Genomic DNA, 12,621 nt, shown 5'->3' with positions numbered 1-12,621 from the left:
CCCGGGAGGGTCCCGGCGGTCGGCTCAGCCAGATCCTTCCGGGGCACTGCCCGGGGCTTGCCCCGCGTCCTCGGCCGAGGTCTGGTCCGCGGGCACCTTGGCGGCCTCCGCCATGGCGTACTCGCACAGCTCCTCAGTACTCACGCCGTGCTCCAGCGCGATGGCGTGCAGCTTGGCGAACGCGTCCGCCGCGTCCAGGGGCATCGAGCCCCCTCGCTCACGCGACAGCCAGGCGAGCTGCTGCTCCAGCGGGTGCGCGTCCGGCGCGGGCTCTCCCACGTGCACGTCGTAGGGCACCTGCCGGTCCGGACCGAAGTAGCACGGCACGCTGAAGGTCTTCATGCTCCGAAGCTACCCGCCCGCGCGGCGCGCAGGACCACTCTCGTACGGATCGGCCGCCCCCTCTCTCCGCAAGCCGACGCAGTCGGCGACGGACCGGCGGCGGACCGGCGACGGACCGGCGACCGGCGAACCGGCGGTCCACCGCGTACCGCGTCATCCGTCTGGCGCACCGTCCGTCTACGGCCGGCCCACCGGCCCGCATCTCGCCCATCTGACCCGCACGGTTGCATGAGCGTCGGCGTTTCGGCCAATCGGCCATCGGGCGTGGGCTCTTGTGTCGCAACGGTCGGTGCACCGCGCACCTTCGCAGATCCCCTCAGTTCAGGGGTGCGCAACCAGGCCGAAAGCGCAGGTGTTCGAAAGCGGGGCGGCGTCGTTGAGCACGACGACACCATCATCACGAGGGGAACTCATGGCGTCCGTCGAACAAGGCGGCCGCGGCAGGGAAGTACTGCCGAAGGCCGCTGCCGACTCCCGTGGTTCGCCGCCTCCCGGTCACGGGACGGCGAGCTGAGACCTCTCAGTGCGAGTTCCACTGCCCGGGCCCCATGCCGCACTCCGTCGAAGGCGAGACAACGCTCATGCCACCCAAATCCTCCGCGACCCGCAGGACTGTCGAGGCCTACCTCGACCGGCATCCCTGCGAGCGTGACGCCCTGGCCGGGCTGCTCGCCGGCTTGGACCGGCCCGTCGACGTGACCGCCCGTACGACACTGCCCGGGCATGTCACCTGCAGCGCCGTCGTCATCGACCGACATGGCCAGGTCCTGCATATCGGGCACCGGGCCACCGGCGGTCTGATGCTTACCCCTGGCGGCCACATCGAGCCCGAGGACCGCACGCTGCTTGCCGCGGCGCTGCGCGAGGTATCGGAGGAGGCCGGGATCCCACCGGGCGCCCTGTGCCTGTCCCGGCAGATGCTCGGATCTCCGATCGACATCAATGTCCACGACATCGGCGCCAATCCGGCCAAGGGCGAACCAGCCCACCAGCACTACGACTTCCGCTACGTCTTCTACCTCGTGGACGAGGAGCCACCGACGATCACACTTCAGTACGAGGAGGTGTCCGGCGCCATGTGGCTGGCCCTCGCGGACGTCACCTCGCCGACGCTGCGCGCGAAACTCCTCAAGGCCCAACTGGACGGGCATCCGGAGCCGGTGAACGCGTCCGTGCTGGTTCACGACGGGGCCGGCCGCTACCTGCTCCATCTGCGCGACCACAAACCAGGTGTCATCTGGGGATCCGGCGCATTCGACCTTCTAGGCGGCGGCCGCACCCGAGAGGACCAGAACCTCAAAGGCACCTTGCTGCGTGAGCTGTCGGAGGAGGTACCCGACCTTTGCCTGGAGGAGCTGGGACCGTATGCCGTGGAGCGGGCCACCAGCATCGACGGGTTCAGCGTCCCGATCCAGGTCTTCACCGGCCGCTGGCGCGGCAACCCCGACCGGCTCAGGCTGCACGAGGGGGTGCTGCTGCGCTGGTTTGCCCCGGAGGAGCTCGACCGTCTGCGTATCAGCCCCGAGACACGGGACCTCATCTACCGGCACGCGGCCGAGAGCGCAGCCGACGTCCAGCCGGCCTCAGTCCTGTCCAGTGGGACGGAGGTGGCCGGACCGTGTTGAACGGGGTGGGCGTCCACCTGCACCTGGAGGACGCCGATGCCCCGGTACCCCTGGGCCTGCGCCATCCCGAGTCCCGGTACGCGGGCAACACATGGCACTACCTTGCCGGGCGGTGCGTGCAGGAGTCCGCGGCCGCCTGTCTGATCCGCGAGTCCCGGGAGGAAGCGGGTCTGTACATCGATCACGCGGACGTGGGGCTGGCCCACGTCGTGCACGTCGTGGACACCCCTGGCGGACAGCCCTTGATGCAACCGGTGTTCCGGGCGCACCGCTGGGAGGGCTCCCCCGAGGTACGGAAACCCGACAAGTGTCTGGCCTGGCGGTGGTGGCCGAAGCACGAGCTTCCGGACCCCCTCGTCGCCTGCACGCGGACAGCCATCACCCGCATCAGCGAAGGTCGCACATACTCGCCATTGGGCTGGTGAACGTCACGCGCACACATCAGCCCGCCGTCCAGGCGGAGTTGCGGGATCGTGGCATGCGCGCGCCACCTCCGGCAGTGCCTCCGGTTCGCCGCCTGTCTCACGACCCGTTCCAGGGATGCTCACCTGGTCGGCCTGTCGTGCCGGTCCAGGTACCGGACCATGCCTTGTTTGATGGGCTCAACCTCGTGTGCGGCGCTGAGTGTCAGCGGTCCCGACCAGCATTCGGACTCCCCCGAAGGCCAGTACCCACGGAAGAACCGTCCCTTGGGGCGTTGCAGAATGCTGTTCCCCAGCGGGCGGATGAGAGTCAGGCCATCGTCCATGAGCACCATGCCGGAGCCCGTCGTGCAGCCATCGGTCTCGCCAACGTTACGTGGGCTGCGCCGAACCGTCAGCTGCCTTAACGCTTTTGCGTAACTCGTTCAGGCAGCCCATCCAATGAAGCACACATTCGACGTCCGACGCGCAGCCCTGGCAGGTCGAAAGGGAGAGCGGGACTGCTCGGACAGGCTCGCCAGGAAGCTGGTGGCCGCGCACAGGGCGGGTCAGCGGAGCCTGGCCTTTCCGTACAGTGACGCCGTCTACTCAACCGAGCCGCGGCGTCGGCGCGCGGCGCCCGGGGCCGCCGTCTACGGCGCTCTCTGTACCGGCGTGCCACCCTCGGGCACTACCAAGCGGCGGATCATGGTGAACCTGGTCAACGACAGGTGGCGGAGGTTCCGCCACATAGCGCCGCACCAGGAGCTGTCCGGCACGATCACGGTCGTGGGCAGTCCGGCATGATGCCGGGGTGAGCATCATCGTCGAGTTCTTCGCGGCTCCGGATGACACGTCAGCGGCTCTGGCCCTTCAGACCGGGCCACGAGGCGCATTCGAGTCGCTCTCCTTCGGCAACTTCGATCCCGAGGAAGCTGTGGTCGAGTGGGAGTGCCTGCTTTCCGGCGGCAGCTTCGAGGAACTCGTCGAAGCCGGCGAGCCTCGTCTCGTCGCCGGCCAGGACGATAACAGGGGCGTCGTCTTCGCGATGTCGCCTCGCCTGTCCGCCGCAATCGCCGAGGCCGAGTGGTCCGAGTTGAAGGATGCCGCTGCCGCATGGTCCTTGCAGCGGGCGGAGGACGGCGAGGTCATCGACACGGAGATCGCCGAAGTGATCCTGAGCGATCTGACCGCTCTCGTCAGCAGCGCCCGACGCCAGGGCCAAAACATCTATTGCTGGGTCGCGTAGGAGTTCACGTTCGGAGCCAGGTCGCAACGGACGCCGCGGTGGCGGTACCAAGGAAGACGTAGCCGCGCTTGTCGTAGCGCGTGGCAACGGCCCGGTCTGCGCCCGGGAGGTGCCTCTATGTTCTTCGTCAAGCACCGGATGACTTGGGGTGGGTTCGGCTGGTTTCGGTAAGTGGGCCATGGGACTGTTTGGGGGTGTCGGAGTCGATGATCGGTCTGCAGCCGGCCTTGGACGGAGCGGTGTCTCCTTGTTCGTTACGGCGTGTTCGCGCAGGCTGCGACCTTGCGCCCTTCGCCGCTGTCCCCGAGGCTGCGGAAATGCTGTTGGTCCTCCTGCTGGACGTCGCGGACACGGCAGTGACCCGACGGACGGCAGAGGCCCTGGCCCGGGTGGGGACGGTGGCTGCGGTGCGACTCATCGCCCTGGCACTCGCCGAAGCCGACGCCGGTCACGCCGATTGGCTGCAGACCGGGGTGCAGGATGTGCTCTGGACGCAGAGCGGAGTGACTGACGTCTCGGCATCCTGTGCGCAGCTCGCGCTGAGCAAGGAGAAGGCTGTGCGTCGGGGCGCCGCAGAGATCTTGGTTTGGACGGACGACGCAACAGGCTGACATCGGTTCCGGCGAATGGTTCGACGGCTTTCGATTCGTGGAGGGTGCTGCCTCAGAGGAGGCGAACCGCTTCATGAGGCGGGATCGGCCCTCGTGTACGCAGCCTCACGGTGCCCTCCCGGATCACTCGGGTCCACGCCGGCCGGGCACCGATGTTCTCCTCTTTCATCAAGAGGAAACCCTGGCCTCGGCGAGCAGCCGTGCCCCACAGCTCTCGGCCAGTGCTCTCGGACCCCTGTGGCATGTTCACCCGCGGCCAGAACCGCCGCGTGCCCGGTCGAGGAGCTGCGACTCGATGCGTCGGAGCGTGGTGATCACCGCATCCACCTCGGCCACATCGGGAACGGCCCCGACCAGGAGACGGCTCCAGGCGTCCTGGAGATGCGTCAGGTTCTCAGCCGCCTTCTGCGTTGGATACAGGCGCACCCGCCGGGCGTCGTCGGGGTCTGGTTGACGGTGCACCAGGCCCTTTTGCTCCAGCTTGCGCAGCGCCCGGCTGAAGTTGCTGGAGATCAGTCGGGTCGCCTCGGCCGCCTGGGTCGCCGTGGCGCCCGGCTGATGATCGATGAAGCGCATGACGGCGGCTTCGAGTGGCGTCCACGGCTCCGCCGTGTCCACCTTGGCGGAGTGAACATGCCGGCTGATCGCCAGGATCAGGTCAGCGAGCTCGAACAATCTGGCCTTGTGTTCCTCGTCCACGCCCCCAGTGTATTTTACTTACCTGTTGATAGCTATCTTTTGACAGGTAACCTGGTCTCACCTAGCGTGGGAAGCCGTGGCGGAACCGTTCGACGGGAGCCCGGGCGGCGGCCCTGAGCGACTGCGAGCGGCGCACTCGCCGTCACCCCTCCCTCTACCTCGTACGCACTTCCCCTCCCCCAGGAGCGCGCGCTCCGGAGAAGGCCTCCACTGCTGGACGCGACGGCACGCTCCCACCGCTTCCCTTCGATCAGCGCCACGGTGCGCGTATTCGCGATATGGAAGGACGCAGATCATGCCTCTCATCGGTATCGAGGAACACTGGATGCTGCCGGAGCTGACGTCCGCCCTCAGAGCCGCACCCAGTCCGGACGAGAGCCTCGCCTTCAACGAGAGGGGTGACGCCGGCCGGCGACTCGAAGACCTCGGCGCCGGCCGGATCGCCGCCATGGACGCCCAGGGCATAGACCTGGCCGTCCTCGCCCTCACCCCGCCAGGAACCCAGCCGCTTCCCCCCGGGGAAGCAGTGGCGCTCAGCCGCCTCGCGAACGACACCGCCACCGAAGCGGTCCGTGCCCACCCGACACGGTTCCGGTCCCTGTCGACCCTGCCGATGTCCTCTCCGCGGGACGTCGCTGCCGAACTCGAACGAGCCGCAGGCCAGGGCCATGTGGGCACCATGGTCTACGGCAGGTCCGGCAACCGGTTCCTCGACGACCCCGCCTACGACGACTTCTTCGCCGCCGCAGCCGAGCTAAGCCAACCGGTCTTCATCCACCCGCAGATCCCCTCCGACGCGCTGCGCGACGCCGGCTACCGGGGATTCGACCCCATGACCGACCTCGGGCTGGCCACCTTCGGATGGGGCTGGCACCTGGAAGCGGCCACCGCGGCCCTGCGGCTCATTCTGCGTGGCACCTTCGACCGCCACACGAACCTGCAGATCGTGCTGGGTCACTGGGGTGAACTGCTGCTGTTCTGGCTCGACCGGGCCGACAGCCTCGCCCGCCTTGCCGGCCTCCAGCGCCCGGTCTCGGACTACATCCGCAGCAACGTCTTCATCACGACTTCGGGAATGCTCAACCCCGCCTTGCTGCACCATGCCCTGACGGTGACGACCATCGACCGATTGATCTTCTCCACCGACTACCCCTTCCAGCAGCCCACCCGAGCGGAGATCGACGCGTTCTTCGGTCACCTCGCCACCGACGCGGACCGGCACAAAGTCCGCTCGGGGAACGCCTCCGCCCTCTTCGGGATCGGCCACTCCGCACCCTGACCGGCAGCGAAAGGCGGACAGTCCTCCTCAAGGGCAGCGTCTCCGCCACCATGGCCGACCCTTGGCAGGGGCGCCGCGCGGCGAGGCGGGCCGGCACGCACACCGGCTTGGTCTGTCGTTCCATCGCCCGGCACGGGCTGACCGAGAGGCGGGCTCGCGGGGCCCGGCAGCGGGGTTCGGTCGACGGGTGCGCCTTGCAACCCGCGACCCGCTTCCTGGTTGTCGAGGTAGAGGGTGATCAGGTGCGCCAGCGGCGGGAACCTTCGCCGGAGCCGGTCGGCCACCTCAGGATCCAGAATCTCGCCGTTGACGGCGATTCTGCCGTCGCCACGCAGCGCGGCACACAGCACCTGCCCGTCCGGCGTGCGGTGGTAGCGCCATTCGGCACGGAGCTCGGCTTCCCGCCGCGCCCAGTCCGCCTCGCTCATCCTTCGCATCGTCGCCGCTCGCCGATCGTCGGCGATGCGCTGCTCGTGCAGCACCCATCCCCGCACACGCACTGCGGCGCTGTACTCCTCCTCGGTGAGAGGGACCCCGCCTTCCCACGGCTTGGGCAACGCCTCCAACTGGGCCGCTTGATGCAGGTAATGACGCTGAAGTGACACGTCGCCCCGGGCGCCGGCCGCGTAGGCGTACTGGTGCAGAGAGTCGACTTCTCGGGAGTCCGTCCCTCGGAATCGGCCGCGGCACCTCGAACTCGAACCGTGCCCTACTGCGGCGCGCTCGACACGTCAATCACGCGTAAAGGGGCGGGCACGCACGATCAAGGTTTCGCTAATGGCGCCTCTCCCCCGGTGGAGCAGGCCTAGCGTGGTCCGTACGCCCCGGTCCGTCAGTGGTCCGGAGTCAGACTCGTCTCCCTGAGGAGTGCCATGAACGACGACCGGCATGCTGAGGACTCCGACCCGCTTCAACCGAACCGGACCGCGGCCCTGTTCGTGCCGGCCCGGCCGGGCCCCACGGGTTATCTCGTCCGCCTCTTCCGCACCCCCGTCGGTGTCCGCACCGCGGTCGCCTTCACCGACGAGCGGCGGCTGGCCCATACCCTCGGCGGCGGGCAGGCCTGGGTCCGGCTCTCCGAACCGGCGATACGTGCCCTTGTGGCGCCTCTGGGCGTGGTCGACCTCGTCGTCGATCCCCTCTTCGCCGCCCCCAAGTCCGACGCCGCGCTCGCTGTCGGGCCGTTCCGGCAAGTGGCGTCCGACCGTGCCGTCGGGCCGATCCGTGCGAGCGCCAGGCAGCCGTTGTCCGCTGCCGCACCCTCTTGACGAGACCCTGACGCCGCAGCCTCCCCCGCGACGGCGTCTCTCGCACTCGCCCTCGCCCGGGCAGGGCCCCTCGATCAGCCCGTTCCGGCCGGAAGGCGGCCACCGAACCGGGGCGATGCCGCGCTTCGGCGCACTCCCATGTGCAGAAAGAACCCATGAGAACTGATTTTCGTCCGAACGCGTCATGTGTCCATGAGGCCTTCGAAGAGCAGGCGCGGAGAAGCCCGGACCGCACCGCGGTGGTGGTCGGTGAGACCAGGTTCGGGTACGCGGAGGTCGACCGGCTGGCGAACGGCGTCGCCCGGCGGCTGCACGACAACGGAGTGCGGGCCGGTGACCGCGTCGGTCTGTGTGTCCAGCGGGACGAGTGGCTGGTTCCCGCCCTCCTGGGCGTGATGAAGGCAGGTGCCACATACGTGCCCCTGGATCCGGCCTACCCCGACGAGCGCATCAGGTTCATCGCCGAGGACGCCTCACTCTCCGCGGTCCTCACCTCGCCCGGCACGGAACACGTGGTGCCACCTGCCGCCCTGTCCGTTCCGGTCGAGAACACACCACCGGCCGACAGCCTCGGTCTCAGGGCCGATCCGACCACTCCGGCGTACGTCATCTACACCTCGGGCTCCACCGGCACCCCCAAGGGAGTGGTGGTCGAGCACCGCAGCCTCGACAACCTGGTCCGCTGGTTCGCCGACCACCTCTCCGCCGACGAGCTGAGCGGCATGCTCGCGACGTCTTCGGTGTGCTTCGATCCCTCCACCGTCGAGATATGCGCTCCCCTGGTCGCCGGGGGGACCGTGATCCTGGCGGAGAACGTCTTCGCCGTGCCGACGCTTCCGGCCCGCTCCGAGGCGACGGTGCTCGTCGCCGCGGCCTCCGCCCTCTCGGCCCTGATGCGTGAGGGACTGCCACCGGGCGTGCGCACCGTCATCACCGGCGGGGAACTGGTCACCCGTGCCCTGTGCGACCGGGTGTACGCCCACCCCCAGGTACGGCGTGTGCTCAACTTCTACGGCCCCACCGAATGCACGGTCTGCTGCACCATGGCCGAGGTCGACCGGGAGGGGACCGGAAACCCCCCGATCGGACGGCCGATCGCCGGAGCGGAGCTGTCCGTGAGGACCCCCGAAGGCGCGGTCGCCCCCGACGGGGAGACCGGCGAACTGTGGGTCGCCGGTCCGGGGGTGTCCCGGGGCTACCTGAACCGCCCGGAACTGACCGCCGAGCGGTTCGGTCCCCTGGGTTACCGGACGGGCGACCTGGTGCGGCGCCTCGGAGACACCTATCACTTCGTCGGACGCGCCGACGAACAGGTGAAGGTCGCCGGTGTCCGACTCGAGCCGGGAGAGGTCGAGGCCACGCTCGCCGCTCACCCCGCGGTCCGGCACGCCGTCGTCCTGAGCGCCGGGGACCGCCTCGTCGGATACGCCGAGTCGGACTCGGCCACCGAGACGGAGCTGCGCGCCTGGCTCACCGCACGGCTCCCGCGACACGCGGTGCCCTGGCGGGTCGCCGTACTCTCCCGCATCCCCGTCCACCCCACCGGGAAGGTCGACCGCGGGGCGCTGCCCGCGATCACCGCGGGACACAGGCCCGACACCCCGTACACGGCGCCGAGGGGCGACACCGAGCAGCTCGTCGCCGACGTCATCGCCGAGGTCCTGGGACTCGCCCGGGTCGGGGCCGAGGACCGCTTCGCCGACCTGGGCGGACACTCTCTGGCCGCGGCCCGGGTCGTGAGCGAGCTCGGACGAAGGCGCGGGACACCGGTGCCGCTCGCGACGTTCCTGGACCATCCCACCGCCGCATCGCTCACGCGGGCGCTGGACACCCTCGCGTACGAACCACCGCTGCGCCGCACACCGGGCCTGGCCCGCTACCCGCTCACCTCCATGCAGCGGGAGTTCTGGCTGCTGCGCCAGCTCGCCCCGGACGTGCCCGTCACGACCCTGACCATGCGCATCGGTGTGACCGGCCCCGTGGGCGGCCCGGCGCTGCGCGAGGCGCTGGACGCCGTCGTGCGGCGCCACGAGGTGCTGCGCGGCACCGTGCGGCCCGGCACCGAGCCGTACATGGTGGTCGGGCCTCCGGTGGCTGCCCCGTACGACGAGACTGACCTGCGAGCCCTGCCGGCCGAGGGACGGCGGCGACGGCTCGATGTGCTGCACCGGGACGCGGCGCGGCACATATTCGACCTCGGCTCCGAAAGCCCCCTGCTGCGCGCGGCGTTCGCCCGCACCGCTGACGACGCGGGTGAGCTGTTCGTGTCCGTGGACCACATGGCCTTCGACGGCGCGTCCGTCGCCGTGTTCCTGCGCGAACTCGTGGCGGAGCTCGCGGGTGATCCGGTGGACGATCCCCCCGTACACGTGGGTGACATCGCGCTGCACGAGCGCGATCTGGACGGGGACGCCACCCGCAGCAAGCGTCTGGAGACCTACTGGAGTACGGCGTTGGAGGGCGCGGTCATCCCCGACGACCTTCCCGGGAGACACGTGGCACCGGGCTGGGAAACGGCGCGGGTGACCGTCCCGCTGGAGCAGTCCCTGGTGACCCGGCTGGGGGCCTTCGCCGCCGAGACGGGCACGACTCCGTTCGCAGGCTGGCTGGCCGCCCTGGGTCTCGTGACCGGTGGTCTCAGCGGGCACGAGGACGTCGTGATCGGAGCCGCCGCCGCCCGTCGCCACCGGGCCGGGACGGAGCGCCTGCTGGGACCGCTGGTGGACACGCTGCCCCTGCGGCTGCGCATGACGCGCGACCTGACCTTCGGTGAGCTGGTCCGGCAGTGCGCCATGACGACCGTCGCAGCGCTCGCGCACCAGGAACTCCCCGCTCGCGATCTGATGGATCGCCTGCCCGCTCACCGGTCGGCCGGCGCGTCGCGCACTCCGGTCGTCATCACCATGCTGCCTCAGGACGAACCCGCCACGCTGTCCGGCGGATCCTTCCGACTCGACCTCCGGTCGGACCGGGGCAGCGGTGCTTCGGCCAACGAGTTCTCGGTCTTCATCGCCCGCACGGCCGACGGATCCGAGCTCCAGGTCGAGTACGCCACCGGCCGATTCGCGCGGCAGGACGCGGCGGCCTTCGCCGAGCGTCTGCTGAGCACCCTGCGTCGCGGGCTGCTCGACCCCGGTCTCCCCCTGCGGGCCTGTGCGCTGTTGAGCCGGCGGGAGATCGAGTCGGTGCTGGCACTCGGTGAAGGGCCCGCGCTGCCGGACACCGCGTCGGCGACCGTCCTGGACGCCGTCCTCGCCGCGGCCGCCGACCGTCCGGAGGCCGTCGCGGTGACGGGCCCGGAGAAATCCCTCACCTACGCCGAACTGGTGGATCTGTCCGGCCGGGCGGCCTCGGGCCTCCTCGATGCCGGAATACGACCGGGCGACGTCGTCGGGGTCAGCGTGCCCCGTGATCACCTGCTGCCGGTGGCCCTGCTCGCGGTCTGGCGGGCGGGGGCCGCCTATCTGCCCCTGGACCCCGGCGACCCACCGGCGCGGTCGGCGCGGCTCGCCGCCGACGGCGGCGCCGGGACGGTGCTGGTGCGGGGCCCGGGCGCGCCCGGGGATCCCGCCTCCGGAGGCCCCGATTCCCTGGACATCGACGAGTTGCTCGCCCACGACGCGGACCGGGATCCGCGCAGCTCTCCGCTGCCCGGAGCCCGCCCCGAAGGCCTTGCCTACGTCATGTACACCTCGGGATCGAGCGGCACGCCGAAGGGCGTCGAGGTCACTCACGCCAATGTCATCGCGTTCGTCGAGGGATTCCGTGCCGAGCCCGGGATCGGCTGCGACGACTCGATGGCAGCGGTGGCCCCGCTGTCCTTCGACGTGTCCGTCGAAGAGATGTGGGCGCCGCTCACGGCCGGAGGCCGCTGCGTCGTCGTCGAACGGGCCTGCGCGACGGACGGTCACGCCCTGGCCGAACGGATCACCTCCAGCGGTGTGACCGTGCTGCACCTGACTCCTACGTCGATGCGCATGCTCCTCGCGGCGGACTGGCCCGGCCACCCGGACCTGCTGGCCGTCACCGGCGGGGAGACGCTGGACGCGGGGCTCGCGGGAGATCTGCTGGACCGGGTCGGTCAGGTCTGGAACTCCTACGGGCCCACCGAGACGACCGTCACCGCCGCCATGCACCGTGTGACCGCTGACGACGCCCCGGTTCCGATCGGCCGCCCCGTGGCCGGTGCGCGCTGCTACGTGATGGATCCACTGGGCCGGCTCGTTCCGCCCGGGGTGGCCGGCGAGTTGTGGGTGGCCGGCGCCGGGGTGGCGCGGGGGTACCGGCACATCGAGTCGACGGCGTTCGTGGACGATCCGTTCACGCCCGGCGGACGGTGTTACCGGACGGGGGACAAGGCCCGCTGGAACGGCGACGGCAGGCTCGAATACCTCGGCCGGTGTGACGACCAGGTCAAGGTGCGCGGCTACCGTGTCGAGCCGGGCGAGGTCGAGGCCGCGTTGCGCGCCGACCCGCTGGTGGACGACGCCGCGGTGACGGTGTCCGGAACGGGTGGCGACGCTCACCTGGTCGGGTACCTCGTGTCCGACGGTGCGGACACGACGGCGGTCCGGGACCGGCTTCGCACGCTGCTTCCGGAGCACATGGTCCCTCATCGCTGGGTGAGGATGACGGCGCTTCCGACCCTGGCCAGTGGCAAGGTGGACCGCAGGGCGCTCCCGGAGCCGTCGGACGACGACACCGGCCGCTCCCGCGTGCCGCCCCGGGGGGATGCCGAGGAGTTCGTCGCCGAGGTGTGGTCGAACGTGCTCGGCGTCTCCGGGATCTGGTCGGACGACCACTTCTTCGCCCTGGGCGGTCACTCGCTCGCCGCCACCCGGGTCGTCGGCCGGCTGCGGGACGCCCTGCGTGTCCCGGTCAGGGTGCAGCTGCTGTTCGACCGCCCCTTCCTGGCCGACTTCGCGGCTGCCGTCGAGGCACTGCTCCTCGACGACGTGAGCGGCCGGGCTGACGAGGCCGGTGTCTGAACCACCGGCCGACGCGACGTACGGAGAGGCACCCGGTCGGCCGTGCTCGACCGGGTGCCTTTCCGTGTGTCCGGCGGCGACGCCGTCCGCTCCGTGCCGGGGGCCGGTTTTCCCGGGCTCCGGGGTACGCGGCAGGAAGACGGCCCGCAGGAGTCCTGC

Annotated in this window: 10 protein-coding genes; 8 read left to right on the top strand and 2 right to left on the bottom strand. The window is 70.2% G+C overall.

Going from position 1 to position 12,621, the window contains the following annotated elements; genetic code table 11:
• Nucleotides 1–24 precede the first annotated feature (24 nt).
• Entirely contained in the window at nucleotides 25–342 is a 318-nt protein-coding gene (locus ACFYY2_RS10565; RefSeq protein ID WP_388739909.1) for a DUF2610 domain-containing protein, read from the bottom strand.
• Between the two features lie 581 nt (nucleotides 343–923).
• Between ACFYY2_RS10565 and ACFYY2_RS10560 the strand changes: the two genes are divergently transcribed.
• The 5 genes from ACFYY2_RS10560 (at nucleotide 924) to ACFYY2_RS10540 (ending at nucleotide 4,228) form a co-directional block, all read left to right on the top strand.
• Nucleotides 924–1,967, top strand: coding sequence for an NUDIX domain-containing protein (locus ACFYY2_RS10560; RefSeq protein WP_388739907.1), 1,044 nt, complete (start codon nucleotides 924–926; stop codon nucleotides 1,965–1,967).
• Nucleotides 1,961–2,392 (top strand): NUDIX domain-containing protein, encoded by a 432-nt coding sequence (locus ACFYY2_RS10555; protein WP_388739904.1) that lies wholly within the window; start codon nucleotides 1,961–1,963, stop codon nucleotides 2,390–2,392. The genes ACFYY2_RS10560 and ACFYY2_RS10555 overlap by 7 nt, the downstream gene beginning before the upstream one ends.
• Nucleotides 2,393–2,830: 438 nt before the next feature.
• On the top strand, nucleotides 2,831–3,175 hold the full coding sequence (locus ACFYY2_RS10550) for a hypothetical protein (protein ID WP_388739901.1): 345 nt from the start codon (nucleotides 2,831–2,833) through the stop codon (nucleotides 3,173–3,175).
• Nucleotides 3,176–3,182: 7 nt separating this feature from the next.
• Entirely contained in the window at nucleotides 3,183–3,617 is a 435-nt protein-coding gene (locus ACFYY2_RS10545; protein ID WP_388739898.1) for a hypothetical protein, read from the top strand.
• A 317-nt stretch (nucleotides 3,618–3,934) separates the two neighbouring features.
• Nucleotides 3,935–4,228 carry a hypothetical protein gene (locus tag ACFYY2_RS10540; RefSeq protein WP_388739896.1) on the top strand — a complete coding sequence of 98 codons (294 nt, stop codon included), beginning with the start codon at nucleotides 3,935–3,937 and terminating at the stop codon, nucleotides 4,226–4,228.
• Nucleotides 4,229–4,474: 246 nt separating this feature from the next.
• Here the strand turns inward: ACFYY2_RS10540 and ACFYY2_RS10535 are convergent, their stop codons facing one another.
• Complete coding sequence (locus ACFYY2_RS10535; protein WP_388739894.1) at nucleotides 4,475–4,927, bottom strand: MarR family winged helix-turn-helix transcriptional regulator; 453 nt, start codon at nucleotides 4,925–4,927, stop codon at nucleotides 4,475–4,477.
• 295 nt (nucleotides 4,928–5,222) lie between these two features.
• Here ACFYY2_RS10535 and ACFYY2_RS10530 point away from each other — a divergent pair, with 295 nt between their 5' ends.
• From ACFYY2_RS10530 to ACFYY2_RS10520, 3 genes are all read left to right on the top strand, one after another.
• Nucleotides 5,223–6,206 carry an amidohydrolase family protein gene (locus ACFYY2_RS10530; RefSeq protein ID WP_388739891.1) on the top strand — a complete coding sequence of 328 codons (984 nt, stop codon included), beginning with the start codon at nucleotides 5,223–5,225 and terminating at the stop codon, nucleotides 6,204–6,206.
• An 872-nt stretch (nucleotides 6,207–7,078) separates the two neighbouring features.
• On the top strand, nucleotides 7,079–7,474 hold the full coding sequence (locus tag ACFYY2_RS10525) for an SAV_915 family protein (protein WP_388739887.1): 396 nt from the start codon (nucleotides 7,079–7,081) through the stop codon (nucleotides 7,472–7,474).
• A gap of 155 nt (nucleotides 7,475–7,629) precedes the next feature.
• Nucleotides 7,630–12,462, top strand: coding sequence for an amino acid adenylation domain-containing protein (locus ACFYY2_RS10520; protein ID WP_388739884.1), 4,833 nt, complete (start codon nucleotides 7,630–7,632; stop codon nucleotides 12,460–12,462).
• Nucleotides 12,463–12,621 lie beyond the last annotated feature (159 nt).

This window comes from Streptomyces sp. NPDC001822 (assembly GCF_042892135.1).
GTDB lineage: Bacteria > Actinomycetota > Actinomycetes > Streptomycetales > Streptomycetaceae > Streptomyces.
This window is presented reverse-complemented; position numbering and strand designations above follow the sequence as displayed.